This window comes from Bacillus sp. RC251, assembly GCF_044908765.1.
In the GTDB taxonomy this organism is placed as follows: Bacteria; Bacillota; Bacilli; order Bacillales; family Bacillaceae_G; genus Bacillus_A; species Bacillus_A wiedmannii.
Genome location: NZ_JBIYDP010000007.1, coordinates 97,865 through 124,030 on the forward strand (window position 1 = coordinate 97,865; position 26,166 = coordinate 124,030).

Genomic DNA, 26,166 nt, shown 5'->3' on the forward strand with positions numbered 1-26,166 from the left:
TTACCCCTTTAAGGCTTTAGCAGGTTCACTTTTAAGCACATATACAAATGGTATAACAGAGAGGAAAAAAGCTATAGAAAGTGAAAGAAATACACACATTGTAATATGAGAAGACTGTAAACCAATGCTATAGCTTGTAGACTCTATAATAATTTTACTCAAAGTGCTAAAAATCCATTGTATGCATATTGCACAGGCTGATGCAGTAATTGCACATAAGAATAATTGACTAAATATAAAAATAAAAAGATTTACATTACTTGCTCCCAAAGCTTTCCTTAGCGACAGACTTTTGTTCTTCGTATATATCCAATAATAACTTACTATTATACTGGTAATTAAAGCTATACAAAAAAGCCTATATGGAAAACTAAGTAACTCTTTCACGGCTTTACTTGAGTTTTTGTCTTTCTCAAAATTCTCTTTTTCACTTATCACTTTGGCATTTATATCTTTATTGTTCTGCTTCATATGCTCTATGAAGGTATCTATCTCCTTTTTAGGGTTTTCGTTAGAACGAACGATCATTTGAAATGTATTTTCATTTTGTATCATTTGTTTCACTTCATCTGGCATGTCATTTAGAGAGATGTAAATTTTAATATTATACTCATATCCAGTACTTGCTCCAGCTACGCCTTTAACTGTATATTCCTTATTAAATAATTTTATTGTTTCCATATCCTTATAAATTTTCTTCCCCACTATTACACTATTTTCCTCATCTTGTTCCATCTGTGAACCTTTTAGCAAAGGTGGAGACCAATTTTTATTAAGTAGACCATTAATTGTTACGTGACCGATACCTGGAATAGTAGTACGAATATCATTTGTAATAACACTAGCGTTTTTAAAATCAGATTCTACTAGCGTCTGAAATTGTTCGAAATTGATTTCCCCCATATTAGTCAGTTGAACAGAATAGTAATAATTAAAATAACCATTTTTACTATCATAAAATTTCTCATCATAATAATCTCGCGTCGACATTGCGATCAGGATTGGCCATATTGTCAATACAAATCCAATAAATAACATAATGAATATTGCTTTGTTCACCGCTATTTCTTTTAATACTAGATTCATATATCCTCCTCATTTTAAAAACCGCGAAAAAGGTATTTATCCTTTTTCACGGTTTTTGTTGATTTTTATTTAATTTTCATTTCCTTTGAGGTGTATGCATTATCACCTTTCATTATCCATTCATGACCCGAATAACCTGTGGTAATTGGCCCTCTGGATGAAACTTTAACGTCCACACGATCTGTAATTTTAGCATTATCCCGTGATGCCTCTTTAGAAGACCCATCATCAAAGCTAGCTCTTACAGTCATCTTGTAAAAATGAGGTTCATTTTTTTGCGCAGTGTAGGCGTATCCTGTAGCTTTTCCTCCGCTTCCATCCCATTTTCCATAAGAATCACAACTAATCGAAGCAAATGAAACAGAAGAAACCATACCTAATAAACAAGCAGTTAGCCCTGTTGTAGCTAAAGTTTTTTGAAGTAAGTTTTTCATATAAACTCAATCTCCCTTGTTTAATATATTCACTTAAATATTTAAGTATTTTCAGGCCTTGTCCTCATTATACATAAAAAAAATAATCTTATATCATTAATTCCTAATTTTAAAATTTATTAACACAACCCTTACATTCCCCTGAACTTTCCGTCATAAAACAAAAAGATGGTATGAAACTCCAATTCACACCATCTTTTTACTAAAATTATTTATTTGACCGTATACAAGGAAGAATATATTTCACAATCAATTCCCATCTATCCCCTGCATTCGGTATAATTTCAGAGGCAATCACCACCACCAATTCCCTCTCCGGAATACAACAAATCACATTCCCACCATCGCCCATTGCACAGTATGAAAAGATTCCATCCTCTTCTCGTAACCACCATAAGTAACCATATTGATTTTGGTTCATTTCTGTCGATTCTTTTATCCATGATTTTGATAGTATTTGTTTTCCATTATGAATACCTTCATTCAAATACATCTGTCCAAACTTAGCCATATCCCTAACCGTTAACGTTAGTCCCCATCCGCCCGTCGAAATATCGTTTGGATCGTGAACCCATCCTTTTACATCTTTTCCGAATAAGTCATCGAATCCAAATGCTTTCATATTGTAGTTTGGAATTTCTCTCATGCCGAGTGGCTGAAATAAGTATTCGTTTGCAAATTCACGAGCACTTTTTCCTGTTGCGCTCGTAATAATTGCTGATAGTACATGCGCTCCTGCAGATGAATATTTAAAAGTCCCAATTTCTCCGCCTTGTCCAATCCTATTTAATGTATACTTTATCCAATCCTCTTGTGTACATAGTTCTTCTAACGGTTCCTGCCAGTCTACAAAAGGATATGGTGCTGTCATTGTAAGGAGGTGTCCCACTGTTGCTTCAGACACCTTACATTTATATTCTGAAAAAAACTCTATTACTTTTTGATCAACACTTTTTATATAACCCTTATCTATACATATCCCAATTAGCGCAGAGATTATCGTTTTTGTAACTGATGCTACATGAAGTGCATCATCTAATCCGTGGCCGTTATAATATTTTTCAAAAATAACATTACCTTTCTGTACTACTAACATACCATTCATATTTTCATATTCTTCTTGTATAATCTGATCTAACTTTTCAGCAGTTTTCATTATTCTTTCCCCTTTAACCTATGATTAAAAAGGTTCGATAGGTACATATATATCAACTATATGTTTATCTTCGGGATGCTGATTGGGATTATTTCTATATACTTCAAAAGGATACGAATCTCTCGGTTTATATCCGCTATTTGGAAGCCACTCACCGTATAAGAAATCCCATGCTCCTTTATATTCATCTTGGAATATTTCAAAATGCCCTACTGCATACTTTCCAGAAGGTATTACCATTATTCCAATATCACTCGTTTTTACTGCAGACGCATCCGGAATTGTTATACATAAACTTGTTCTTAAATGATAGTCCTCAGTAAATTCATGATGATCGTGGTAAATGGTTAATACTTTCGTATCCTCAAATACATGATAGTTTTGCTTCGATGCGTAATAAAATAATTTCTCTATCATTTCAGGAAAAGCTATAGTTAACTCCTCATATGTACCGATATGTCTTATGTATGCGACGTTTATATCGTTCGCTATTACAATTTCAACATTACCTCGAACCTTCTTACATTCATTGTATTGAGAAGCTCTGCTTACGTCTTTGCAATTCTTGCTATTGTCGTTTCGATAATGAGATGGACTTATTCCGTAATGACTTTTAAATGTTCGAGAGAAAACTGCTGAATCTGTAAAGCCAAAATGGTAAGCGATATCCGTAATCGTCATATCTGTGCGATATGTAAGTAGATTCGTTGCCCTTTCTAACTTCAATCGGTTTACATACCGTGATAATGGCTCGTCTACGATCCCTTTAAAAATCCGATGAAAATGAAACTTTGAAAATCCTGCTACCTCGGCTAGCTCTTCAATAGATAGTGAACTATTTATGTTTAATTCTATATAATCTTGAACTGTATGTATGCGTCTTATATACTCATTTCTGCTTTGTTTATTTTCCATACTAATACCTCCTCACAACAAAAAGGCTAACTTCACGCTAGCCTACTTTTACACATGTTTCAAAAATAAAACTCTACTACCGCCATTCCCATCATAATTTGTATGTACCGATACACCTTCTATCTCATCATCTCCAGCTTCAATTCGAAAGCCGATCTCCCTATGAAACTGTATCGATTTTTTATTTACTGGTGACGTGATTGCTTTTATAACTTTACGGTTATTTGCACGAGCTACATCGAAGAAATAAGAATACAATGTCGATGCGATTCCTCTTCTTCTATACTTCGGATTTACTCCGATAAAATGAACGTATGCTTCATCTTTATATGTTTGTGAAAAAAATCCGCATAAAAAACCTAACGTTTCTCCCTCTTCTTCAATGATAAAACTCGTTTCTTGAAAGTGAACGAAGAACAGCTTTGGCAACATACTAGCCATATCTCTCCCGCCCCACCAATCATTTAAAACAGAATGAATCTTTACATAATCTTCCCCTTGGATGTTTCTAACTCGCATATATTTCTCCCTCTCACTCACTTCATTTTTTCATAAATTTTAATGACTGTTTCTACTAAAAGGATAAATACCCAAATCCCGCAAAATACAAGAACAGACTGGAATATCGATCCAATTATCATAACACCAACTGCACCTGTTATTGAAAAGGATATTCCACCAAGCCCTGGATCCTGTATAAATGCTCCAGCAGAAATAGCGGTTATAATAGATACTATTAAATAAATCACACTCATTATTTTTAATATTTTTATAGAAAGATACGAAGTTTGTTCTTGCTCCACTTGTGATAATTCGATTTCCCCGCTTGCAATTCCTTTTTGCAAACAGTCCTCACATAGAAATTCTTCCTTAATTTTTTTACCACCGTGCAATGTACCTGTAATTTCTTTACAGCGCGTACACTTTCGATTTATCATTTTGTTATCACTCCAATCTCGTAAGATTATACTTATACATTTTTTACCTTATTATTACTTTTATGTATTTTATAGAGAGGTGACGTGTTTTATGATATCTAAACTTACTTTTGGTTATAAAAAGCCTACTGAGCAATATGTATTACGACCTAGTTGTTATGCAATTATTTTCAACTCAACTTCTTCAAAGATTGCTGTTATCCAAAAAGGAGAACGCTACTTTTTACCCGGCGGCGGTATAGAAGGTACTGAAACAAAAGAAGAATGTTTGCACCATGAGCTACTAGAGGAATTAGGATGGGCAATTAAAATTGATCAGTATATCGGTAATGCGGCTCGATATTTTTATGCAGAAAAGGAAGATATATATTATTTAAACGATGGATTTTTTTATATTGCGAATATGGTGCAGAAACAAACTGAAAACTGTGAGGAGGATCATGTTCTAAGGTGGATGTCTCCATTGCATGCTATAGAGCTTCTCATACACGATCATCAAAAATGGGCCATTGAACAAGCGCTTTTATTACAAAAACAAAAAGGATCTCCTTCTATATGAAAGAGATCCTTTTTATTGTTAACTTACTTTTTTCAAATTGAGAGCTGGCTTTTTGATTCCACCTTTTTTTACAACATATAAACCGATGAAGATAATAAGCCCGCCAACTAGTTGCATCAAATTAATTTGCTCTCCAATGGTTACTGCCGCAAAGATCACTGCAAACAATGGTACGAGATACATATAAACCATTACTTTCGTTGAACCTATTTGACTAATGCCAACATACCACATTGCTAGCCCAAATATGGTCGCAAAGACGATTGAATATGCTAGTGATCCCCAGCTTGGCGTATCTACTGGCCACGTTAATGTATTTACGTTGAATAAACAGTATATAACGAGAGGTACAATTCCAATTAAAGTAGACCATGATGTGACCCTCATTGCGGAGTATTTTGTAATAAGAGGTTGCGCTAATATTGGATACCATCCCCACGCAATTGCTGCGACTAATCCAATTACATTTCCGAGCCACGCATATTCGTAAGTAGCTCCTCCTGTATGTCCTGTTAATAAAACGAATGCTGCACCAATAAACGCTATTATTGAACCTATTTGTACTTTCATCGAAAAACGTTCTTGTTTGTGCAATACTGCTAATATCCCTGTAAAAATAGGTGACATCGCAATTAATAATGAGGCGTTCGTTGCTGAAGTATATTTCACAGATAGCATAAACATCGTTTGATACATTGCCGTACCAACGATACCGACTGCTACTAGTCGTAACCAATCTTTTCTTTCAATACGTAATGAGCGTTCCATTAAAAATGTAATAAGTAATAATACCGGAGATGCTACTAAAAATCGTAAACTATTAAATTGAATGGATGACATATATGCCACGCCATACTTTCCAATTGTATAATTCGCTCCCCATACTAATGCTACTGATACTAGGAGCCACTCCATTTGCCATCGTTTCATCCGAATCTCCCCTTCCATATTTAGCATAGTAAAATTGGCTGGATATAGCACCGTCCAATTGGCTGTTTTTTTCCCCAGCCAATTTGTTATACTTAATGTATATAAGAGATGCGGAGGCGTTTGTATGGAATGGAAGCTAGATAACGACAGTAAAATCCCAATTTATCAGCAAGTAGTTGACTTTATTGAGAAACGTATTACATACGGAGAACTTCCTCCTGGAAGCTTCCTCCCTTCCGAACGGAAATTAGCTACGCAGTTAAATGTAAACCGAAGTACGGTAACGACTGCTTATAATGAACTACGTGCTATGGGGATTGTGGAAAGTACGACTGGTAAAGGGACACGTGTAAGTACACATATGTGGGGCGTTTCTCCAACATTAACTCCGAATTGGAGAAATTTCGTAGAAGGTGGTACTTTTTTACCAAACTTACCGTTACTTCGCCATATTCGGGCAGAAGTACAACAAAATGAAAATATCATTGATTTCGCAAACGGCGAGCTCGGTTGTAACCTTTATCCTCACGATCAACTACAGACAATTTTACGAGAACAACCGTTAACGCATTCATTAAGTTATGATCATCCGCAAGGCTATCTCCCGCTAAGACAAGCGGTCGTAAAATATATGAAAGAATATTTAAAAGTTGAAGCGACTGAACAATCCATAATGATTACATCTGGCGCACAGCAAGCACTTCACCTTATCGTTCAATGTTTATTAAATCCCGGTGATGCAGTTGCTTTCGAAAGCCCTTCACACTGTTATTCCTTACCGTTATTCCAATCAGCAGGTATTCGTATTTTCCCATTACCTGTCGATGAACACGGTATTAACCCAGACGATGTGCAAGAGTTATATAGAAAGCACCGTATTAAAATGATATTTTTAAATCCAAACTTCCAAAATCCTACGGGCACAATGCTTCATCCAAACCGTAGAAAAAAACTATTATCACTTTGCGCAGACTTACGAATTGCGATTGTGGAAGATGATCCGTCCAGCTTACTTACGCTAGAAAAGAAACAACCTTGCCCTACTTTGAAATCGATTGATGAAAATGGAACAGTCATTTATGTACATTCTTTATCAAAAATGGTTGCGCCAGGCTTACGAGTCGGCTGGCTTGTCGCCCCGCAGTCTGTAGTAGAAAGGTTATCTGACGCAAGACACCAAATGGAATTAGGTATGAGTATTTTCCCGCAGTGGCTTATGCAACAATTTTTCGAAACTGTACCATTTCAGTCTCATATCGTACCGTTACGAAAACAACTAGCAGAAAAAAGAGATGTTATCGTTCGGGCCCTAAACGAGCAACTTCACGATAAAATCTCTTTTTCAAACCCGACCGGCGGTATATACATATGGGGAAAATTAAGAGAACCGATAAACGAAAAACAACTTATTATGCAAAGTTTAAAACAAGAAATTGCATTTATGCCTGGGAGTATTTTCGGCGCGAAAGATGGTTATATTCGTTTATCTTATGGAAAAGTGAATATTGATCAAATTGAGGAAGGTATTTCTCGTTTACGTGAGGCTATTTTGGTATGTGAAAAATAACTTTAAATAAAGCTTTCTCGTTTGACAAAAGAAAATTCTACCATTATCATCAACTCGAATCTATTTATAGGAGTGATACCAATGAAAATTTACGTTGATGCAGATGCTTGTCCTGTAAAAGATGTGATTATTTCCGAAGCTACGAATGTAGAAATCCCTGTTACCCTCGTTACTAGCTTTTCTCATTATTCTAATGCAGAACAGCCAACAGGCGTAGAAACAATTTATGTTGATTCTGGAGCAGATGCTGCAGATTACCGGATTATGCAGTTAGCAAAAAAAGAAGATTTAATCGTAACGCAAGATTACGGTCTTGCTTCACTGGCTTTAGCAAAAGGCTGTATCGTGCTACACCATAAAGGGTACAAGTATACGAATGAAAACATTGAACAACTATTACAAACACGGTATTTAAGTGCAATGGTTCGAAAGAGCGGTAAACGTACAAAGGGACCGAAACCATTTACAGCAGAAGATAAAGAGAAATTTCGAGCACTCTTTAAAAGTATGATCGCTCTTTAAAAATGAACTGTCTATTTGCAAGGAAAACTTCGCAAAATAAAGAAGAGAATATTGAAATGAACATTCTCTTCTTGGGGTTTACCCGTTTAAAATGAAGGTAGATTATCTAAGTTATTTTCTTTTATTCCATCCGGTTCACTACGTATAATATCCCTACCATACTTATGAAATACGTCCACATGTGCTAACTTCCCTGATTTCGCTTCATTAAGAGCAGTCATATAATCTAACTCTCTCCCGCTACTTGTCTTAAAAGCAATTAAATCCCCATCATCATTTTTACGAACGGCAATAATTTGTTCTGCTCCTGAATTGACTTCATGGTCTACTTCAAATTGAGCTTGCTCTTCTCCTTGATGTAAGTAATCATTATAAACTTTTTCAAAGTCTTTCTTGTCCATAACATTCACCTCCAACACATTTTATTAGTATGGTTGGGAGGTGGTGGTTTTATGTACCTTTTTATTACCTTAACAAGTCTTTACTACTCCAAATAAAGAATACAGGTCATTTTTTGTATTCTAATACAAATCTATTTATAGTTTCTTACCTTCTTAATTTAAGCTAAATTTAAGTGTTAATATTTTCCTGACAACTTTATAATTAATTATATCGAAACGAAATTTGAAATGGAGAATGATTCAGGTGAATATAGATATTAATCGCTTAACTGATATTTGTTTAGAGTATCAGCAATCTAGATTTTATGTTACTAGAATCCCTAAAGATTTCTTATCAATTGCCCATAAACGTTTTTCTATACCAAAGGATGATCAAGTTATTGCTTTTTTAAGTTGTAATTTATTTGGATCAGGCAAGTATGGTGTTTACTTTACGAGTTCGGGTTTATACTGGAAAAATTGGTTATTAGGTAAAGGAAGTTTGAAATTTGATCAATTAAATGAAGTGCAACAAATTGAAATTGATAAAGATGGTTTCTTATCTTTTGATGCACAAAAAAGCTTCAATATTAACGGGAGTGATTATCCACCACTGTTATTTAAAGAATTACTTATAGCTCTTACGAATTCATTCCAAAATTCAAAACAACATGATATACATCCAATTATAAAAATGGATGAGATAAAATCAATTTGCTCATTATTTGAAACATACAATGAATTATTAGAACCTGATAACGGATTATTTGTAGACACTCATATTTCAGACAAAAAGTTAAAAGCAATTGAGGCACGATTTATCGTTCCAAAAGAAGAACAAATCATCGCTTTTTTAGATACATCTATCCTTGGGAATATGGGGAAAGGATCTGATGGAGTATTAATTTGTGAATCAGGTATATATTTTAGAGAAACTTTTGTACACTTATATTTCCCATGGCATATCTTTAAAAATATACCTATTACTTTAACATCAGATGAATTTGAAATTGGGAAAAGAAATATATTTCATCTTCAACATGCTAGAATGGCTAGTCAAGATGTTTTATTGTTCATGAAGAATTTAAAACAGTATGTGAATAGTTTATATGAAGAACATCCACAATTACATATTTAATACATTTCTTATTACATACAAGCACATGTATAGTTAAGTCTAAAATTTCAATTCAACTAAAAAACCGATTATTTTTGTAGAGAGCCTACATGTATAATCGGTTTTTTAATCTTATTCTTTTCTTACGTACTCATTTATAATGGCATCTAGTGATTTTTTAATACCTACGCAAACCCTTCAAAGTCTCAAATATATCATCTGTAAAGGCTGTACTACCTTCTGCCTCTAAAACTCTGAAATAAAAACTTCTTAGGAAAGTTCTAATATTTTGTACTAAAATAGCATGCTGCGGATGTCGGATATCTTCAACAGTTGCTATGCTATGTAGCCAATTGCTCCACTCTTCTCCAGTTAAAATATTTTGGTTACGTAACGACATAATTGGCGCTACTAATCTCTCATCTTCAAAGTGCACATACACGTAATCACTTAATCGAACCCTCTGACGAACAGCTGCAAGAATCGCATATGAAAACTCACGATTTTGTATAGTACGTGCTAAAGCATCAAGTGCATCAGCAGCGTGTGCTGTAGAATGTGCCCAACCTTTTCCTTCTACGTAACCTCTTACATCTTCTTCTAAATATACATATTCCAACACTTGTTCTGCCACACTGTACAGTTGTTCTTCAGATAAAAGTGGTTCTCTTTCATGAACAGATAAAATAAGTGGTGGAATTAGTACGGAGAATGCACGTTTAAATACAGAGTCTGTGCCCTTTTCACCAATTTTATAAAATAAATAATCAGGACTAATTGCTTGTAACATTAATCCTCGTAACTCTTTTTGTCTAAATACATCATTTGTAATCCATGTGTGAAGCGTACTATAAATTAAATCATCACGTAATTCAGCATCAGGTGAACCGATATAATCTAACATCCACTGCGCATATGGATATGCATCTACGTCTTCTGGTACAGCATAATTATTATTTTTAATTTGTAGTAGTTCTTCTTTTAGTTCTAGTACTTCATTCATTATATTTCCTGTCCCCTTTTTACTTTATTAACATATTTTCGCCTTATCCCCTGTAATTACCTATCCTTATATGAACTTGATTCAATTATATATAATTTCTCCTGATAAATAAAAGGAAATACATTAGAGCATCGCAGTCTCTCACTTTGTTTACATGCATTTCATGTCAGTTTAATTTATAAAATAAAGGATGTTTTTTCTTCTGTATTCAAACGTAGTTACAATCAAAAGTTGCATCATTTTAGAACTTGTTTAATAAATTCTGTTTTAGCTTTTGTATATGCTTCTCTATCTCGGTTAAACCTTTTAGCTAAATCTTGTTTAAGATTTGAATAATCATAAACTAATTGTGGATTTTCTCGTAAGCGGTTACGAAATAAAAGTTGTTGCTCCCATCTCTCAGTTCCTTTAACCATTAAATGCAGGTGAGCTACACGCCTATTATTCTTAACTTTCACAAAGAACCTTCTCCAAGGTCTTTCATCTAATTCTGGGGTTACATAATGCCAATTATATATGGCCAATGTAGCTGAAATATGTAGTACTCTTTCAAATGAGTCTATTTCAGCCATTAGATCAATGATAGGTTTTGCAGGTAAACCAGGTATGGATGTACTTCCTATATGTATTACTTTGCTTATACCGAGAGGAGCAAGCAGTTCATATAATTGCTGCTCTTCACATCGGCCTTTATCTTGCCAATCAGGATTTGCATTCACTATCTCTACTGACTCATTCGCCCATACAGGCCAATTGTTCGGATTCTCTTTTGTATCCATCCAAAACATCTCCTTTCACGAATTTTTTGCTGTATAAACAATATTAAATTTCTTTAAATACAACTACTGGATCATCAAAGTTATTATTCCGAAATATAACATCCGCACAACTTTTCGGATTATGCTCATCTATATACATCTTACAGGCCGCGTGATACCTGTTTAAAAACATTTTCTCTGCTTCTTCATAACTTCCAAAAGCTTCAGTTTCCCGCTTAGCACCACGTTTTCTCGCCATCTCAAAATTTGTATCTACAAAGATTTTGTAATCAAATAAATGCGCAACGTCTTTTTTCAATAGAAACGTTCCATCTACTATTAATATCATATTTTGTGTGGCCAATAGCGGCTCAGTATGTACAGGCATATCCGTTATTAAGTTATGAGAAATCGTTTCATACTGTAAATTCCCGTTAGGTCCTAAAGGCATTAATAATCTTTCTTTGAAAGCTGTATAATCGTGTGCATCTTCGTAATACCCTCTTGCAGACTCTTTTCCTTGTGCATAACGAATCGCTCGCGGATTATGAAAATCGTCAATGCTGGCGCGTGTTACTGGTAATCCTCGTTTTTTTATTTCTTCCGCTAGTTCGTTTGCAAATGTTGTTTTTCCTGAAGCTGTAATACCACTTACTCCAACTCTTGTTGGATGTGTTAAATTTAATTTTAAAATATGATCTGCAATTTCTTTCATGCGTTGTATTCGGTTCATGATATTTCCTCCTACAGTTAGTTTACATAAAATAATTACAGGTAACAATCCGTGTCATTATTTGTCGGTAAGTCGATATATCGAAAAAATCGTTGATATATTATGATTAGCTTACTTTCCCTTAAACCCTCGATATAAAGCAGTCCGTAATTCTTGTTTGTATTCTTCAATTTCTGGCATATCGAGTTCTTCTGCTAGTCTGATAGCTAGTTCAATATCATATGGTACACGTACGAGTTGAATAGAAAAGCTCGCTGCTTCTTTTTCATTGTAAGTACCTTCGAATATTAAATAGGAAGCTTGTGTAATTTCAAGAGGATTACCTACACTACCAGCATTACATAACGTTTTCCCTCTGAAGTTTTGAACGAATGCTTGGTGAACGTCACCGTAGCAAACGACATCTGGTTTTCTTTCCCCTTCTATATTCTCTGTCAGCTCACTGTTTTCAAACATACTAATACGCTCTTCTCTTAAGGCATGTGGCTGAATTCTTTCATATAAACTTCTCGGCGATGCGTGGAACATACGAATTAATTTGCCACTCATAAAAAATTCGATTGAAAATGGTAAGCTTCTTAAATAGTCATTTTGTTCTTCCGATAATTTTTGTTGATGCCATTTTAACGCTTCAAATTCCGTAGGTTTTGTGATGAAATCATCCCAGTTCCCCATTACAACTCCATCACATTCTTTACGAATGATTTCAATCACTTCACTAGAATGAGGACCTTTTCCGACTAAATCTCCAAGACAAATGATGCGCTCAATTCCTCTTACTTTAATATCTTGCAGTACAGATTCTAAAGCTGGAATATTACCGTGAATATCTGAAATTACTGCTATTTTATCCATATGAATCCCTCCATTACTTATTGTTTATTATATCCTCATGTTGTGATTGATACCATTTTGGAATATAGGATGAAAAATTATAATGATCTTCTAAAATTCCGTTCAATCTTTCCTTCATATCATCTACTAAATGTGGCGTGCTTCTGTTTGTCCATACGATATCAGCTGGGAATGTCATTGCTGCATATAATGAGTACAACTGCCAAAAGTGAAGTGACGGTTCTCCCACGCAATAACCGTGAACTTGTCCAACCGCAAATGGTTTACTTATTCTTGTAGTAAAGATCGCTACGTTATAAAAATCATGTATTGGATCGCCAAAATCATATCCACCAAAATCGATAACGATAAACTCTTTATTATGAATCATACTATTTGCTGGATGGAAGTCATCGTGTAAAAAGGTAATAGGGCGATTTTTCAATAATTGTTTATGCTCCCCTACAAAACTTAATACTGGCTTCAAATCAAGGAAGTCTATTTCATAGTTTGCTAACGCTTCTACGTATCTTTCGTATTTATTCCATCGAACCGTTCCCCATTTATTACTTGCACTTTCTCTTCCAATTGAGTGGATCCTCTTTAATACTTCCCCTGCTTTTCTTCCTGCATTATACTGTTCTTCCACCGATAGCTTCCCTAAACCTTCTTCACCATTTACACCTTGGGCCCATTCAAATACTTGTACACATTTATTTAATTCCTCAAGTTTTATGAAATGAATTAACTTGGGCGTTGGAATATGTAATAACTCTAATTGTTTCATATACGTATATTCTTCTTGTTTACGTTCAAAATGAACAGCATCACATACTTTCACAAAATAAGTTTCTTCGTTCTTTAATTCAACTTTATATTTTTCTTCATGTGAAAAACCTTTTGAAATAGCTGTACACTTTACAATACGAGGCCATTCTAGTTGTCTCTCTATCTCTCTAAGCATTTCCTTCACAACATTCACCTCTATCAATATATGTACAAACTACTTAACACTTCATGCTCTCGTTTATTTTCACCTTTAAACTCCACTGCAAATGGATATTCGCCATGATGCTTCAAACGTTCTAGTACTAACCCTTCTCCTATTGGTTCACAAAACTGCACATGAACATCACCAAATGATACGCTTTGACACTCCGCATTCCATTCTTCATTCTTTGTGATTGAGCTTGCAGTTAGCCCCATTACTTCTTTCCATTTCTGTACTGTTTCTCGAACATTTTTCACTGCGTAATGAATCGTTTCAATTTGTTGTACTTTGTTTTTATGTTCAGTGATCGTCCCTATGTTACGTAAATCGTTTCTTCTTTCTTCATCCGTTTCATTCCACTGTATAAAGAATGGTAATTTCAGTCCGTTTTCCTCTTGCTTTACAAATAACATTTTCCACTCTAAAAGACGGCCATCTTTTCTTATACGTTTTCCTTCAAATGGTCCTATCGTATGTAAACCGTGCTTACTAAAATTATTTGCTAGGTCTTCAATGGCATCTGTTCGAATTGCGATTTGTAGCATTCCTTCTCCGTCTTGTAATTTTACTACTGTTTCTTGTACTAATGGATTGTCTGCTTTCTTCGCTTTTTCTTCATGCTGAACTGCTAAAAATTCTATATAGGATAAATCAAAATAACATAAACTATTCCAAGTACCCCAAGTAATATGCTCTCCGCCTATTGCAGTATGAAATCCACGCTCCTGTATTTGTTTTGCCGCTTCCTCCGGTGTACCATATACTGCGTGTACGAGATGATCAAATCGTAACATGTCTTTCTCCCCTTTCTCTCCATCCTTTTATTGTATATTTTATTTTTCTTTCATTCAATTCAAAAAACTTTAAAACCCAGTTGATTTATACGATTAATATGTATTATAATGAAACAAATTTAATTATTGCTGATTGGAAAAACCAAAGGCACTTTTCTCATACGGGAAAAGTGCCTTTTTCATTTATTATTACAGGGGGATTATTTATGCAGAAATTAATTGTCTTTGCTATTATTGGATTTTTCGCTCAATTGATTGATGGGGCACTTGGAATGGCGTACGGGGTAACATCTACCTCACTATTATTAATGTTTGGTATCGCACCAGCTGTAGCTTCCGCATCTGTTCATTTAGCTGAAGTCGTTACAACGGCCGCTTCTGGTGCATCTCACATCAAATTTGGAAACGTTGATAAATATACCGTTTCCAGGCTTACATTACCAGGAGCAATTGGCGCATTTATTGGGGCATGTTTTTTAAGCAATTTACCTGGCGATATAATTAAACCGTACATTTCCGTATTTTTATTTACTTTAGGGGTTTATATTTTATTACGATTCATCATTCAAAAACAAATTGTTACTTCAAATAAACGTATGTCTGCAAAACAGCTTGTTCCGCTTGGCTTATTCGCTGGATTCGTTGATTCAACTGGTGGTGGTGGCTGGGGGCCGATTACGACACCTGTACTTTTGGCAAGAGGAAATGAAGCTAGAAAAGTTATCGGATCTGTAGATACGAGCGAATTTCCTGTTTCACTCGCTGCAACAATTGGATTTTTCATTTCACTTGGATGGGAACAAGTAAGCTGGGTTTGGGTATTTTCTCTCATGCTCGGTGGTATCGTTGCGGCACCAATCGCTGCATGGCTAGTACGCATCGTTCCTTCTCATTTACTTGGCGTATTAGTTGGTGGCCTTATTATCTTTACAAACATTCGTACATTGCTTACTACATTTAAAGTTGATCCAACTATTATTTCACTTTCTTACGTGGCAGTTGGTCTTGTCGTTATTATTTCTATTTTCATTGCTGTTCGCAATCATTCCAAGCGTTCTAACGCATCGACAGCCGGATATCCGAATGATCAAAAACAAATGCTACCATAACGATAAAAATACCGCCCGATATACTTCGAGCGGTATTTTTTATTTTTCTATTTTCCAATTAATCATCGTTTCTGTAGTGTCAATTCTCTTCATATGTAATTTCTCTAATACACGAATCGAGCTATCATTTTCAAGAAGTGTCTCCGCAATAATCGTTTCTACTTCTCCTGTTTGAAAAGCCCAATTTATTAATTCTCTTACAGCTTCTGTCGCATACCCTTTATTCCAATATTTCTCAATAAATCCGTAACCAATTTCTACTGTATGTTCCTCATTTGGTTTCCCTTTAAATCCTATATCACCTAGAACGATGTCATCTTCTTTGCGAATGACATACCACGCGCCCCAAGGTAATAAAACCTTATTTTGTTTTACATTTTCTACATGCCCTACAATATGCGGACCACTGTTATATCCTTGCTCGTTAGCAACTTGCATACTCTCTTCTGTACACGGTACTATATAGAGTCTTTCTGTTTCTAATTTCATGTTAATTTCCCCTTTTTTGCTTAAACGTTTTTTTAATTATAACAAAAAATATGACCTTATTATGAATGTCGAATTATATTTTCAGAATTTTCTTTTATTTTTAAAGGGTTTTTCAATATTTTTTGCGAAACATTCGTATAACAATTTCTTTATTTGTTTTTTGTTACATAACAGTAGGTTCGGGTGGAGTTTTGCAAGCGTTTTCTATACAATAACCGATATTTTTTGACTTTTCCTAACAAAATATCTTGCAATATATTCAGAAAGTCATTACAATTGCCATATATTAAAAATCTTAGCAATATATCAAATCCTCATCAATCCGATGAGGTAGAGGTTGCGACTTTTATGAGTAAAACGGACGAGACACAGAGAATGTCACCGACTCCGTTTGAAAGGAAAAGTTGCCGAAGTTTATATTTCTTCTCTGGAATTATGAGCTGGGGCTGTCTCCGAAAGGAACAGAACTGTCACGTTTACAAAATTACCGTGTAAACGTGGGGTGCTATCTTAACGGAAGGGTATGATGGGGTGGTTATTTGTGAAACGTTCCGCCAAATTCCTTTGGCGGTTTTTTGTATTTTTCTCCCCCGTTCCTTCCTATCTTACAAGAAAAGGAGTGTTGAACATGAATAGCGCAACGAATCAAGCTACCTCTAAAACGCAAACTACACAAGGACAAGGTGAATTAAAACGCGGATTAAAATCTCGTCACCTTACGATGATTTCTCTCGGTGGTACAATCGGTACCGGACTATTTCTTGCCAGCGGTGGTGTCATCCATTCAGCTGGACCTGGTGGCGCATTAATTGCATACGCCGCAATTGGGATTATGGTTTACTTTTTAATGACAAGCTTAGCTGAACTCGCAGCTTACATGCCTGTTACTGGATCTTTTAGTACTTATGCAACAAAATTTGTTGATCCGTCCCTTGGCTTTGCACTTGGATGGAACTATTGGTATAACTGGGCCATTACAATTGCTGCTGAACTCGCTGCTGTAACATTAATTATGAAATTTTGGTTCCCTGATACCCCTTCTCTTATTTGGAGTGGATTATGTTTAGCTATTATTTTCCTTTTAAACTATTTATCTGTTAAAGGGTTTGGTGAATCTGAATATTGGTTCGCACTTATTAAAGTAGTTACTATTATTATCTTTTTAATTGTCGGCTTTATGATGATTTTCGGAATTATGGGTGGCGAAACTGTTGGCTTCAAAAACTTTACAGTTGCAGATGCACCATTTAATGGCGGCATTATGGCAATTATCGGTGTATTTATGGCTGCTGGTTTCTCCTTCCAAGGAACTGAATTATTAGGAGTAGCTGCTGGTGAAACTGCTGATCCAGAGCGTAACATTCCAAAAGCAATTCGTTCTATCTTTTGGCGTATTCTTTTATTCTATATCCTTGCGATTCTCGTTATCGGTTTATTAATTCCTTATACAACTGAAAGCCTTGCCGCAAGCGATGTTACAGTAAGTCCGTTTACACTTATTTTTGAAAAAGCGGGCGTTGCCTTTGCTGCTTCTGTTATGAACGCTGTTATTTTAACGGCAGTACTATCTGCTGGTAACTCTGGTATGTATGCATCAACTCGTATGCTTTGGGACTTAGCTCGCCAAGGTAAAGCACCAAAATTCTTAGGCAAATTAGACAGCCGCGGTGTACCTGTTAACGCATTAATCGTAACGTCAATTGTCGGTAGTATCGCTTTCATTGCTTCCTTATTCGGCGACGGTGTTGTATACATTTGGTTATTAAACGCATCTGGAATGTCAGGCTTTATCGCATGGGTCGGAATCGCAATTAGTCATTACCGTTTCCGTAAAGCATATATCGCACAAGGTAAAGATTTAAAAGACTTACCATATAGAGCAAAATGGTTCCCGTTCGGTCCAATCTTCGCATTTGCACTTTGTGTCATCGTAATTTTAGGACAAAACTACGGTGCATTTATGGGTGAATCAATTGATTGGAACGGCGTACTCGTTTCTTACATCGGTTTACCACTCTTCTTAGTACTATGGTTAGGATATAAATTTACGAAGAAAACGAAAGTGATTCCACTTGATAAATGTGAATTGAAATAAAGTGAAACGAGCAAACAAATTTGTTTGCTCGTTTTTTATTCCAATGCTTCTCCCTTCCCTATTGCTCCTGTTTTTGCAATAATAAAGGAAATATACATAAAGGTTGGGATACCATGAACATTCGCATTACTGATGAAGCAAAAGCAGCTATACATAGATTAGAACGTGAAGACAAAAAAATCATTCGCATTAGAGGAACAATGACAAACTCTTGCAGTATTTTCATTGATGTTGATTTAATTTGGGATACATATGATGCAGATGATGTTGTATATGAAGATGCTGAGTTTATCGTACAAATGGATTCATTTACGAAAGACTACACTGGTGATACGGTGACACTTGATTATAAAACGACAGGTTTTAGTATTACGACTCCGAGTGAGACTTTAGTTTATGGGTTGTCGATTAAAAAATAAAAATTATTTTCAGCTGATCAATGAGGTGAAAAATGGGTAATTATGTTCCGTTAAAATTTTTATTTAATGAAGAATTAGCAGAAATAATGGCTGATTCTATTTGTAAACACGATCCTAATTTCTCTAAAAGAAACTTCGTATCTTCCGTCACATGTAAAGTTGAAAATTTAGAGTTAAAGCAACGTATAGAAGTAATAGCAGATGAATTACATACTGCATTACAAAAAGATTTTAATGAAGCAATACATATTTTACTGAAAACATTGGGACCAGAAAACACAACAGAAGTAGGTACATTTACAAACGGCTATATGTATATGCCTATTGCAAAATACGTTGAAAAATATGGGCTTAACGATTTTGAAACCTCATGTAACGCCATGTATGAAATAACAAAAAGGAATACTGCTGAATATGCCATTCGGCCTTTTCTCAAAACATACCATGAAAACACACTACACATATTACAACAGTGGATTCATGACGAAAACAGCCACATTAGGAGATTAGTTTCCGAAGGTACAAGACCAAGACTTCCTTGGGCTAAAAAAATGGGAGCTCTGAAAGGTGACTTTAAGAACAATTTACAGCTTCTTGAACCATTAATGAATGATCCTTCTAAATATGTCCAAAAATCAGTAGCCAATCATATTAACGATATTACGAAAGACGATAAAGAACTCGTTTTTCAATGGTTGCAGCAGTTACGTGATAAACAGCATCCTGTTAACCCTTGGATTATAAAACATGGGTTAAGAACGGTAATAAAAAGTGGTACTTTGCCAAAAGATTTTTCTTTTTAAGTATTTTAAACAAAACCGCTTATGCTTCAAAAATGAAGTATAAGCGGTTTTCTCTTTCAAACATTACCCTTGTCTTAAAATATTTTGAAACATTTTTGGCTTATTTCGTTCAAAGCTTTCTATAAGTTCTTTTCCAAATATCGTTATACTCTCCTCCCAAGGATGGCCTAAATAGCCCCACTTAAAGTCTTTCTGAATAAAGAAGTAGTAATCTCCATTCGGAAATACAGGTATCATCCACTCATCAAATTCATTTCTTTCAAACTCAAAATGTGGATTCACCCAATAACACTCATGTTGCCAATCCAGTGCCATAATATATTCATTTGATCCTGTAATTTCTTGAAAAGCTTGTAACGCTTTATCTTCCAGATCGCTATATATATTTATATCTATCGATTCTCCAAAGCAATGAGAAATATCATATGTTACAAAAGGACTTGGCACCTTAAATGATGGGAATATAGAAACACTTGGTGAAAACTTAAGTTCACTATATATCTTGTCCCAAATTTGATTATTCTCTTTGTCCGTAAACTCTATCCAGTTTTCCATTAAACAACTACCTTCCCTACTAACTTCAAAGGATTTACACTCGATTATCCCGAATATATAAATAACCATTCTGACAAGGAGCGAATGTATATGAATCTATTCGAACACGAAACGTAAAAACGTTCCCCTTTAATAAGAGGTCCTCCTTTTTTTCTTTTTTCATCATATCATTTACTTACAAAATAGGAGGATACAATTATGAAACGTGATCCATTATTTTTAACTTTATTAGAAAGTGCTAATACAAATTTTAGCGGTTGGGATTTTTCTTTCATTTCAGAAACGGGTCGGATGAAGAGCGCACCTTTATCGTGGTCGTATGGCAGCGCTGCTTTCCAGCTTATGCAGCATGCAGAATCAATGGTAGATATGGGCACTGGCGGCGGAGAGTTTTTATCTATGTTACAACCGTTCTCATCAACTATTTTTGCGACTGAGGGCTATGCTCCAAACGTGCCGATTGCTCGGAAGAAATTAGAACCTTTAGGGGTTACAGTTATAGAGGTAACAGATGATACTGCTTTACCATTTCAAGATGGTCAGTTTAATTTAATCATAAATCAACATGAATCATATGCTGCTTCTGAAGTAAAAAGAATACTTTCTCCTAATGGAATATTTTTTACCCAACAAGTTGGTGGTCTCGATTGCGCGGAACTGAATGAACAGTTTAACACACCGCTAAATAGCGAATTTGCAAGTTGGTCGCTTGAAGCGGCATGTTGTGAGTTAAAGGAAAATAGATTTACTATTTTAGAAGAAAAAGAAGAGTTCCCTTTTCAACGCTTTTACGACATTGGCGCTATCGTCTATTATTTAAAAGCGATTCCGTGGCAAATTCCTGATTTTACTGTCGAAGGTTACAATGAGGAATTATATCGTATACATGAAATCATCTTACAAAAAGGTTATTTTGATGTGAAGCAACATCGATTTATGATTAAGGCAATTCGCAGTTAATCATGGAGTATATGAAAAAGAGATGGATCTACCATCTCTTTTTTATTTTCAGTCGATATTTTCTATATTTAAATACTTCGTTTCACAGTAATAGCCTTTGCCACCAACATAAACTTTTTCTATTTTATTCTCGCTATCGGTTGCTAATTTAACTAATATTTCGGAAGGCGAGTGTAAAGAATAACCTTGTTCAAATACATAGACTTCTTTTTGTAAGTAGTGGTGTTCATACAGGTAGCAAGCTAATGCACCGTTTGAAGTTCCAGTCGCTGCTTCTTCATTAATGTCGTATAGCGGAGCAAAGTTTCTGCATATAATTCGATTGTCATTAAAAGTATATAGATGCATCCCGACAACATTATAATACTTGCTGATTTCTTTAATTTTTTCAAAATTAGGTTGCATTGTATGTAATTGTGTTTCGCTTTTTATAGGAATTAAAATATCTTTTAAGCCCGTGGAGACAATTTGAATTGGGTATGTATTGTCTATATCTTTAATGTCAAAGCAGTCGATAAACTCATTTGGAGATATAACATCATAGAATATCGGTTCGTTTTGCTCCATGAATATGATGTCATCTTTTATGGTAATAGTAAGAACACCGCTGTTCGTTTCAATCGTATAGCGATTCTTGAAAAGTTTATTTACATGCATCAGTATCGCGAAAGAGCCAATTGTGGCATGCCCACATAAATCAACTTCCTCTTTTGGTGTAAAATACTCAATTTTATAATCAGCAATTTCAGACTCTGATATAAATGCGGTTTCCGCATAGCCCAGTTGTTTAGCTATTGCCATTTTTTGAGTAGTGGTCAATGTATTCTCCATAAATACCACTCCTGCTTTATTTCCGCCTTTATGATCCTTGCTAAATGCACTTGCAACATAAACAGATATTTTCATAAGACACCTTCCTTCCTCACTTATAGTAAATTGTAGCATAAAACGTACTACGTATATATATTGTTGGATAAATTCGTCATAAAGCTAGAGACAAACTATTTTTTAGCATCTGAACTCTCCAAAAATAGTTTGTCTACAGCCTGAGAGATGGATCTACCATCTCTTTTTCCCGTTTATTTAACAAAAATTTGTGGCAGCTTCTAGATCATTAAGTAAGTTCGCTTCTCGCAATCGCATCAGCTAATGTAATAAGTTGCTCGTGCGTTATCTTTCCGGCTAACTTTTCTTTTATAACTTTTTCCATTTCTTTTGTAATGGTCATACCTTCTATTTCTAGGCTCGCTTTAGCTGCCTCGAAAGCTTTATTCAGTTCATCCTCGCTTTTGAATGCCATAATTTAAGTTATCTCCTTCACATCATTTTCATTTCTTTTTCTAATGAAGCAAATTGTGTACTTATACATACGTCCATTTCCTTCCCTTTACACATGAGTTATTTAGCTTATTTTTAAGTAAAAACACTCGCCTTACAATTCCTTATCACATAATATATAGTACAACTTTCATACGTAAGCACTTTACGTAAAGCGAAAGAATCCTTTTTAGAAAGGAGAATTAACATCGATACTATAAGCAATGAATTTCTAAAACTTTATTACGACAGCAACGTTTGGTTACATGATACACACTGGCTCGGGGTCCCCATTTTCAAACTTCCCTCTGATCTTTTTTTGTATCAAGAAATTATTTACGAATTAAAACCCGATTTAATTATTGAATGTGGCACTTGTTATGGTGGTAGCGCATTGTATTTAGCTTCTATATTAGATTTAATTGGAAAGGGTCACGTTGTTACTATTGATATATTCCCTCAACCAAATCGTCCATCCCATGACCGAATTACGTATGTAACAGCTTCTTCTGTTTCTGTACATGCCGTTCAAACTATATTAAATATGCGCAAACCTGATGATGTGATTTTAGTTATTTTAGATTCTGATCATAGTAAAGATCATGTATCAAAAGAACTTTTACTTTATAAATCTATCGTTACTACTGGTAGTTATATTATTGTAGAGGATACATCTATTAATGGAAATCCTGTTTCTCCCGATTGGGGCCCCGGCCCAATGGAAGCTGTAGAAGAGTTTTTAGCTAAAAACAACAACTTCATAATTGATGAATCTAAACATAAGTTTTTCATTTCATTTAATCCAAAAGGTTTTTTAAAGAAGATAAAGTGAAACTTTAATAAGTGGGGTTGTGTATAACCCCACTTATTCTATAATCTTCATTTTTGAAAAAGGATAATATACAAATTCCACTTTGCCTATTATATTATCTTCTTCAATATATCCTAAGCCATTTCGACTATCTCTACTAAGTTCACGGTTATCTCCCATTACAAATAATTTATTTGGCGGGATTTTCGTCTTTTGAAAGTTATAAAACACTTGCGTATTATTGAATAAATCTTTATTTGTATACGGTTCTTCTTGCTTTTTATCATTCACATATACTGATCCATTCGTTATGTTAATTACGTCACCAGGAAGTCCTATTACGCGTTTCACATAATATTTCGATTCATCTTCTTCTTTTATAATGACAATTTCTCCGTGCTCTAAATTTGAAAAATGTACTGCTGCTTTATTTACAAATACGTAGTCTTTTTCATATAAAGTCGGTTGCATCGATTTCCCTTCCACTTTACATAAAGTAAAAGAATGATAGGATACTACCAAAACAAACACGCAGAGTATATATTTCCCCCAGCCTCTTTTAATCTCCTGCTTCATATCCATTCCCACCTTATTTAAACGCTTTTTAACTCAAAAAATATATCACTGCACAATATGTCTCCATGCAGTGATACTATTTTTACTGGGCCTTGTTCGGCTGTTCTACTGGGACTGGATTTCCACCCGCTCTTTTCGTTTTCAATTCAAAATACGCATCCAAAATCTCTTTACCAATCGCGGAATTAATTCCTGATTTGTCATCATTCACCCAAGGTACAACAACTGAAAAAGCTACTTCCGGATCAGCATCATATGGTGCATAACCGGCAAGAGTTAAATTATAACATTTTTTCCGGTTATTGTTTTCATCTCTTCCAATATCACTTTCTCCACCGTATACAGTTTCAGCTGTTCCTGTTTTTCCAGCTGGTTTATACGGTAATCCTTTAAACGTTGCCGTACCTGTTCCGTCAGTTTCTTGAAAAACTCTTCTAAATCCTTCTTTTACATGATTAATGTATGAAGTGTCCATATCCACTCGATTTAAAATAACTGGTTCAATAGACCGAACAACTTTTCCAACATCCTCTGGTCTATGTGGTTGCTCTCTCACTTCTTGCACAATTTGTGGTTTCATTCTGTATCCGCCGTTTGCAATTGTTGACATATATTGAGCAAGTTGAAGCGGCGTATATGTATCATACTGTCCAATCGCGTAATCAAGTAAAAAACCAGGTATGTTATCTGTTCTACCCATTTGACCAATCGATTCATTCGGTAAGTCAATTCCAGTCGGTACACCTAAGCCAAACTGTCTAAAGTAGTAGCGCATTTTATTAAATGTCTCTTTTTTAATATCTAACGGATTGTTTGGCACATAATTAATACCTGCCATTTTTAATGCTGTATTAAACATATAAACGTTTGATGAAACTTGTAAAGCTCTTAAATCATCAATATCACCAAAATCTTTCCACGATTTCTTTGGCTTAGTACTTCCTTTAAAATACATTGGTGCATCAAAGAAATGCGTATACGGCTTAATTGTTTCAGTTTGATATCCGGCTAATAACGTAGCCCCTTTCACAGTTGACCCTAACTCATAAGAACTTGTCATCGTTCCTAAAGCGAAGTCTTCTATTTGCATTCCGCCATCTTTATTTACAATTTTCTTTCCTGCCATTGATAAAATTTGGCCGTTTTTCGGGTTCATCATTACAACGAACGCGCGATCCATCATCGGCTCTGCAGAATGAAATGCTCGTAAATTCTTTTCAAGACTTTCCTCTACTTTTTTCTGTAACTCCATATCTACTGTTAACATTAAATTATTTCCGCTTTTTCCTTCGGTCACTTTTTCAGTTCGAATAATATTTCCTGCTTTATCCGTAATATTTTTAGACTGTTCTTTCGTTCCATGTAATGCATCTTCGTACTGTTTCTCGATGTAACTCTTACCAATGCGATCATTTCGGTTATAATCACGCACTAAATAATAATCTAACTGTTCTCTCGGCAAGCCCTCATTTTCAGTAGAAACGCTACCAAGTATGGAACGAAGTATTTTATCATTTGGGTATTCACGTTCCCAATCCACTGTCGTATCCACTCCTGGCAAACTTGCCAATCTTTCACTTACGATTGCATATTCATTTTGACTTACATCTTTTTTAACAATTTGCGGCGTCATTTTATATCCCGCATTCATCCTACTTTTAATTGCTAGTACTTCTAAATCTTCTTTTGAAAGTTCGTTTAATTCTTCTTGCGTAATTCTTTCACGACGCAACTCTTCAACTTTTTTATCTAATTCTTTCCCCTCTATCTCTTGCTTCCTAAATGCACTCTCATCTTCTTTCGTTACTTTTTCTGCTGCTCGCTTTTCATTTAACTGCATCCAAAAATCTTTTTTATCTGTTTCTGTCAACTTATTTATATCTTCTGGCGACATTTCAATAAGCTGAGCTAAATTTCTTGCTACTTGTAAAACTTCTTTCGAATCTACTCCTTTCATTTTCGTATATGTAACGGTTCGTAGTGGTTTATTATTTACAATCACTTGACCTTGCCGATCAAACATTTTCCCTCTAGGAACAGGAGTGCTTACCGTTACATCTTCCTTTTTGTTCACTTCATTTCTATACGTTTCTCCATCAATGATTTGTACTTTACCTAATTGAATTATAATAGCTGAAAATAAAAGAAAGACGATAAAAAATAGTACATTTAATCGAAAAGGAATATGAGTCTTTTTCTTTTTCGATTGTTTCTTCTGCTCCTTTTTCTGTCTCATTTCGCTCCCTCACTTCATTCTATTAACATTTCTACATAGAACCATTATGTATCAAATTTATTTATATGATATATATAGA

30 protein-coding genes and 1 riboswitch are annotated in these 26,166 nt (G+C 34.9%); of the genes, 10 read left to right on the plus strand and 20 right to left on the minus strand.

The window, feature by feature from the left end; all coding sequences use genetic code 11:
• The 6 genes from ABH961_RS20510 to ABH961_RS20535 all read right to left on the minus strand — a co-directional run bounded on the left by ABH961_RS20510 (position 1) and on the right by ABH961_RS20535 (position 4,529).
• Complete coding sequence (locus ABH961_RS20510) at positions 1–1,086, minus strand: FtsX-like permease family protein (RefSeq protein WP_098222123.1); 1,086 nt, start codon at positions 1,084–1,086, stop codon at positions 1–3.
• 65 nt (positions 1,087–1,151) lie between these two features.
• Positions 1,152–1,520: a hypothetical protein gene (locus tag ABH961_RS20515; RefSeq protein ID WP_098222120.1), complete on the minus strand. Its 369-nt coding sequence runs from the start codon at positions 1,518–1,520 to the stop codon at positions 1,152–1,154.
• Between the two features lie 208 nt (positions 1,521–1,728).
• On the minus strand, positions 1,729–2,676 hold the full coding sequence (locus tag ABH961_RS20520) for a serine hydrolase domain-containing protein (RefSeq protein ID WP_404519889.1): 948 nt from the start codon (positions 2,674–2,676) through the stop codon (positions 1,729–1,731).
• Between the two features lie 24 nt (positions 2,677–2,700).
• Positions 2,701–3,591: an AraC family transcriptional regulator gene (locus tag ABH961_RS20525; RefSeq protein ID WP_404519891.1), complete on the minus strand. Its 891-nt coding sequence runs from the start codon at positions 3,589–3,591 to the stop codon at positions 2,701–2,703.
• A 48-nt stretch (positions 3,592–3,639) separates the two neighbouring features.
• A complete protein-coding gene (locus ABH961_RS20530; protein ID WP_404519893.1) occupies positions 3,640–4,110 on the minus strand; it encodes a GNAT family N-acetyltransferase in 471 nt (156 codons plus the stop codon).
• A gap of 17 nt (positions 4,111–4,127) precedes the next feature.
• The gene (locus tag ABH961_RS20535) at positions 4,128–4,529 is read right to left on the minus strand and encodes a DUF3980 domain-containing protein (RefSeq protein WP_098643034.1); all 402 of its coding nucleotides are present in this window, start codon (positions 4,527–4,529) and stop codon (positions 4,128–4,130) included.
• A gap of 91 nt (positions 4,530–4,620) precedes the next feature.
• Between ABH961_RS20535 and ABH961_RS20540 the strand changes: the two genes are divergently transcribed.
• A complete protein-coding gene (locus tag ABH961_RS20540; RefSeq protein WP_098643033.1) occupies positions 4,621–5,088 on the plus strand; it encodes an NUDIX hydrolase in 468 nt (155 codons plus the stop codon).
• Between the two features lie 18 nt (positions 5,089–5,106).
• Here ABH961_RS20540 and ABH961_RS20545 read toward each other — a convergent pair whose 3' ends face one another.
• Positions 5,107–6,018, minus strand: coding sequence for a DMT family transporter (locus ABH961_RS20545; RefSeq protein WP_098643032.1), 912 nt, complete (start codon positions 6,016–6,018; stop codon positions 5,107–5,109).
• 124 nt (positions 6,019–6,142) lie between these two features.
• Between ABH961_RS20545 and pdxR the strand changes: the two genes are divergently transcribed.
• Both pdxR and ABH961_RS20555 read left to right on the plus strand, forming a co-directional pair.
• On the plus strand, positions 6,143–7,585 hold the full coding sequence (gene pdxR / locus ABH961_RS20550; protein ID WP_098643031.1) for a MocR-like pyridoxine biosynthesis transcription factor PdxR: 1,443 nt from the start codon (positions 6,143–6,145) through the stop codon (positions 7,583–7,585).
• Between the two features lie 81 nt (positions 7,586–7,666).
• Positions 7,667–8,107, plus strand: a complete 441-nt coding sequence (locus tag ABH961_RS20555; RefSeq protein WP_000708783.1) for a YaiI/YqxD family protein — start codon at positions 7,667–7,669, stop codon at positions 8,105–8,107.
• Between the two features lie 86 nt (positions 8,108–8,193).
• Here the strand turns inward: ABH961_RS20555 and ABH961_RS20560 are convergent, their stop codons facing one another.
• Positions 8,194–8,508: a DUF3892 domain-containing protein gene (locus tag ABH961_RS20560; protein ID WP_098643030.1), complete on the minus strand. Its 315-nt coding sequence runs from the start codon at positions 8,506–8,508 to the stop codon at positions 8,194–8,196.
• Positions 8,509–8,752: 244 nt separating this feature from the next.
• Between ABH961_RS20560 and ABH961_RS20565 the strand changes: the two genes are divergently transcribed.
• Complete coding sequence (locus ABH961_RS20565) at positions 8,753–9,625, plus strand: hypothetical protein (protein ID WP_098048437.1); 873 nt, start codon at positions 8,753–8,755, stop codon at positions 9,623–9,625.
• Positions 9,626–9,782: 157 nt separating this feature from the next.
• Here ABH961_RS20565 and ABH961_RS20570 read toward each other — a convergent pair whose 3' ends face one another.
• From ABH961_RS20570 to ABH961_RS20595, 6 genes are all read right to left on the minus strand, one after another.
• Positions 9,783–10,607 carry a DUF2785 domain-containing protein gene (locus tag ABH961_RS20570; RefSeq protein ID WP_098847287.1) on the minus strand — a complete coding sequence of 275 codons (825 nt, stop codon included), beginning with the start codon at positions 10,605–10,607 and terminating at the stop codon, positions 9,783–9,785.
• 236 nt (positions 10,608–10,843) lie between these two features.
• Positions 10,844–11,386, minus strand: a complete 543-nt coding sequence (locus ABH961_RS20575; RefSeq protein WP_048547756.1) for a GrpB family protein — start codon at positions 11,384–11,386, stop codon at positions 10,844–10,846.
• 43 nt (positions 11,387–11,429) lie between these two features.
• Positions 11,430–12,098 (minus strand): nucleoside/nucleotide kinase family protein, encoded by a 669-nt coding sequence (locus ABH961_RS20580; protein ID WP_098152451.1) that lies wholly within the window; start codon positions 12,096–12,098, stop codon positions 11,430–11,432.
• A gap of 111 nt (positions 12,099–12,209) precedes the next feature.
• Positions 12,210–12,953 carry a metallophosphoesterase family protein gene (locus tag ABH961_RS20585; RefSeq protein WP_404519895.1) on the minus strand — a complete coding sequence of 248 codons (744 nt, stop codon included), beginning with the start codon at positions 12,951–12,953 and terminating at the stop codon, positions 12,210–12,212.
• A 13-nt stretch (positions 12,954–12,966) separates the two neighbouring features.
• Positions 12,967–13,905, minus strand: a complete 939-nt coding sequence (locus ABH961_RS20590; RefSeq protein WP_404519897.1) for an aminoglycoside phosphotransferase family protein — start codon at positions 13,903–13,905, stop codon at positions 12,967–12,969.
• Positions 13,906–13,919: 14 nt separating this feature from the next.
• Positions 13,920–14,717 carry a VOC family protein gene (locus tag ABH961_RS20595; RefSeq protein WP_404519899.1) on the minus strand — a complete coding sequence of 266 codons (798 nt, stop codon included), beginning with the start codon at positions 14,715–14,717 and terminating at the stop codon, positions 13,920–13,922.
• 98 nt (positions 14,718–14,815) lie between these two features.
• Here ABH961_RS20595 and ABH961_RS20600 point away from each other — a divergent pair, with 98 nt between their 5' ends.
• A complete protein-coding gene (locus ABH961_RS20600) occupies positions 14,816–15,826 on the plus strand; it encodes a sulfite exporter TauE/SafE family protein (protein ID WP_142346269.1) in 1,011 nt (336 codons plus the stop codon).
• A gap of 39 nt (positions 15,827–15,865) precedes the next feature.
• Here ABH961_RS20600 and ABH961_RS20605 read toward each other — a convergent pair whose 3' ends face one another.
• Positions 15,866–16,315, minus strand: coding sequence for a GNAT family N-acetyltransferase (locus ABH961_RS20605; protein WP_000764636.1), 450 nt, complete (start codon positions 16,313–16,315; stop codon positions 15,866–15,868).
• Between the two features lie 323 nt (positions 16,316–16,638).
• Positions 16,639–16,831, plus strand: a riboswitch (Lysine riboswitch).
• Between the two features lie 112 nt (positions 16,832–16,943).
• Here ABH961_RS20605 and ABH961_RS20610 point away from each other — a divergent pair.
• From ABH961_RS20610 to ABH961_RS20620, 3 genes are all read left to right on the plus strand, one after another.
• On the plus strand, positions 16,944–18,410 hold the full coding sequence (locus ABH961_RS20610; RefSeq protein ID WP_048547767.1) for an amino acid permease: 1,467 nt from the start codon (positions 16,944–16,946) through the stop codon (positions 18,408–18,410).
• A gap of 113 nt (positions 18,411–18,523) precedes the next feature.
• Entirely contained in the window at positions 18,524–18,829 is a 306-nt protein-coding gene (locus ABH961_RS20615; RefSeq protein WP_064469863.1) for an iron-sulfur cluster biosynthesis family protein, read from the plus strand.
• Between the two features lie 32 nt (positions 18,830–18,861).
• Positions 18,862–19,632: a DNA alkylation repair protein gene (locus ABH961_RS20620; RefSeq protein ID WP_048547770.1), complete on the plus strand. Its 771-nt coding sequence runs from the start codon at positions 18,862–18,864 to the stop codon at positions 19,630–19,632.
• A gap of 63 nt (positions 19,633–19,695) precedes the next feature.
• Here ABH961_RS20620 and ABH961_RS20625 read toward each other — a convergent pair whose 3' ends face one another.
• On the minus strand, positions 19,696–20,187 hold the full coding sequence (locus tag ABH961_RS20625) for a DUF2716 domain-containing protein (RefSeq protein ID WP_048547772.1): 492 nt from the start codon (positions 20,185–20,187) through the stop codon (positions 19,696–19,698).
• Positions 20,188–20,385: 198 nt separating this feature from the next.
• On the opposite strand from ABH961_RS20625, the gene ABH961_RS20630 reads away from it, so the two are divergent.
• Positions 20,386–21,147 (plus strand): class I SAM-dependent methyltransferase, encoded by a 762-nt coding sequence (locus ABH961_RS20630; protein ID WP_098847281.1) that lies wholly within the window; start codon positions 20,386–20,388, stop codon positions 21,145–21,147.
• Positions 21,148–21,195: 48 nt separating this feature from the next.
• Here ABH961_RS20630 and ABH961_RS20635 read toward each other — a convergent pair whose 3' ends face one another.
• Together ABH961_RS20635 and ABH961_RS20640 are read right to left on the minus strand one after the other, a co-directional pair.
• The gene (locus ABH961_RS20635) at positions 21,196–22,053 is read right to left on the minus strand and encodes a PhzF family phenazine biosynthesis protein (protein WP_098847280.1); all 858 of its coding nucleotides are present in this window, start codon (positions 22,051–22,053) and stop codon (positions 21,196–21,198) included.
• A 208-nt stretch (positions 22,054–22,261) separates the two neighbouring features.
• Positions 22,262–22,447, minus strand: coding sequence for an antitoxin VbhA family protein (locus ABH961_RS20640; RefSeq protein WP_048547778.1), 186 nt, complete (start codon positions 22,445–22,447; stop codon positions 22,262–22,264).
• Between the two features lie 225 nt (positions 22,448–22,672).
• Between ABH961_RS20640 and ABH961_RS20645 the strand changes: the two genes are divergently transcribed.
• Complete coding sequence (locus tag ABH961_RS20645) at positions 22,673–23,296, plus strand: CmcI family methyltransferase (RefSeq protein WP_053078552.1); 624 nt, start codon at positions 22,673–22,675, stop codon at positions 23,294–23,296.
• A gap of 33 nt (positions 23,297–23,329) precedes the next feature.
• On the opposite strand, the gene lepB is transcribed toward ABH961_RS20645, so the two are convergent.
• Entirely contained in the window at positions 23,330–23,851 is a 522-nt protein-coding gene (gene lepB, locus ABH961_RS20650; RefSeq protein WP_098048427.1) for a signal peptidase I, read from the minus strand.
• Positions 23,852–23,933: 82 nt separating this feature from the next.
• Complete coding sequence (locus tag ABH961_RS20655) at positions 23,934–26,087, minus strand: peptidoglycan D,D-transpeptidase FtsI family protein (protein ID WP_098048426.1); 2,154 nt, start codon at positions 26,085–26,087, stop codon at positions 23,934–23,936.
• Positions 26,088–26,166: the final 79 nt, after the last annotated feature.

Excerpts from the sequence above, each read along its gene's own strand:
- ABH961_RS20510 (WP_098222123.1), bottom strand. The coding sequence starts at position 1,086 with ATGAATCTAGTATTAAAAGAAATAGCGGTGAACAAAGCAATATTCATT.
- ABH961_RS20515 (WP_098222120.1), bottom strand. The coding sequence starts at position 1,520 with ATGAAAAACTTACTTCAAAAAACTTTAGCTACAACAGGGCTAACTGCT.
- ABH961_RS20520 (WP_404519889.1), bottom strand. The coding sequence starts at position 2,676 with ATGAAAACTGCTGAAAAGTTAGATCAGATTATACAAGAAGAATATGAA.
- ABH961_RS20525 (WP_404519891.1), bottom strand. The coding sequence starts at position 3,591 with ATGGAAAATAAACAAAGCAGAAATGAGTATATAAGACGCATACATACA.
- ABH961_RS20530 (WP_404519893.1), bottom strand. The coding sequence starts at position 4,110 with ATGCGAGTTAGAAACATCCAAGGGGAAGATTATGTAAAGATTCATTCT.
- ABH961_RS20535 (WP_098643034.1), bottom strand. The coding sequence starts at position 4,529 with ATGATAAATCGAAAGTGTACGCGCTGTAAAGAAATTACAGGTACATTG.
- ABH961_RS20540 (WP_098643033.1), top strand. The coding sequence starts at position 4,621 with ATGATATCTAAACTTACTTTTGGTTATAAAAAGCCTACTGAGCAATAT.
- ABH961_RS20545 (WP_098643032.1), bottom strand. The coding sequence starts at position 6,018 with ATGAAACGATGGCAAATGGAGTGGCTCCTAGTATCAGTAGCATTAGTA.
- pdxR (WP_098643031.1), top strand. The coding sequence starts at position 6,143 with ATGGAATGGAAGCTAGATAACGACAGTAAAATCCCAATTTATCAGCAA.
- ABH961_RS20555 (WP_000708783.1), top strand. The coding sequence starts at position 7,667 with ATGAAAATTTACGTTGATGCAGATGCTTGTCCTGTAAAAGATGTGATT.
- ABH961_RS20560 (WP_098643030.1), bottom strand. The coding sequence starts at position 8,508 with ATGGACAAGAAAGACTTTGAAAAAGTTTATAATGATTACTTACATCAA.
- ABH961_RS20570 (WP_098847287.1), bottom strand. The coding sequence starts at position 10,607 with ATGAATGAAGTACTAGAACTAAAAGAAGAACTACTACAAATTAAAAAT.
- ABH961_RS20575 (WP_048547756.1), bottom strand. The coding sequence starts at position 11,386 with ATGGATACAAAAGAGAATCCGAACAATTGGCCTGTATGGGCGAATGAG.
- ABH961_RS20580 (WP_098152451.1), bottom strand. The coding sequence starts at position 12,098 with ATGAACCGAATACAACGCATGAAAGAAATTGCAGATCATATTTTAAAA.
- ABH961_RS20585 (WP_404519895.1), bottom strand. The coding sequence starts at position 12,953 with ATGGATAAAATAGCAGTAATTTCAGATATTCACGGTAATATTCCAGCT.
- ABH961_RS20595 (WP_404519899.1), bottom strand. The coding sequence starts at position 14,717 with ATGTTACGATTTGATCATCTCGTACACGCAGTATATGGTACACCGGAG.
- ABH961_RS20600 (WP_142346269.1), top strand. The coding sequence starts at position 14,816 with ATGTATTATAATGAAACAAATTTAATTATTGCTGATTGGAAAAACCAA.
- ABH961_RS20605 (WP_000764636.1), bottom strand. The coding sequence starts at position 16,315 with ATGAAATTAGAAACAGAAAGACTCTATATAGTACCGTGTACAGAAGAG.
- ABH961_RS20610 (WP_048547767.1), top strand. The coding sequence starts at position 16,944 with ATGAATAGCGCAACGAATCAAGCTACCTCTAAAACGCAAACTACACAA.
- ABH961_RS20615 (WP_064469863.1), top strand. The coding sequence starts at position 18,524 with ATGAACATTCGCATTACTGATGAAGCAAAAGCAGCTATACATAGATTA.
- ABH961_RS20620 (WP_048547770.1), top strand. The coding sequence starts at position 18,862 with ATGGGTAATTATGTTCCGTTAAAATTTTTATTTAATGAAGAATTAGCA.
- ABH961_RS20625 (WP_048547772.1), bottom strand. The coding sequence starts at position 20,187 with ATGGAAAACTGGATAGAGTTTACGGACAAAGAGAATAATCAAATTTGG.
- ABH961_RS20630 (WP_098847281.1), top strand. The coding sequence starts at position 20,386 with ATGAAACGTGATCCATTATTTTTAACTTTATTAGAAAGTGCTAATACA.
- ABH961_RS20635 (WP_098847280.1), bottom strand. The coding sequence starts at position 22,053 with ATGAAAATATCTGTTTATGTTGCAAGTGCATTTAGCAAGGATCATAAA.
- ABH961_RS20640 (WP_048547778.1), bottom strand. The coding sequence starts at position 22,447 with ATGGCATTCAAAAGCGAGGATGAACTGAATAAAGCTTTCGAGGCAGCT.
- lepB (WP_098048427.1), bottom strand. The coding sequence starts at position 23,851 with ATGAAGCAGGAGATTAAAAGAGGCTGGGGGAAATATATACTCTGCGTG.
- ABH961_RS20655 (WP_098048426.1), bottom strand. The coding sequence starts at position 26,087 with ATGAGACAGAAAAAGGAGCAGAAGAAACAATCGAAAAAGAAAAAGACT.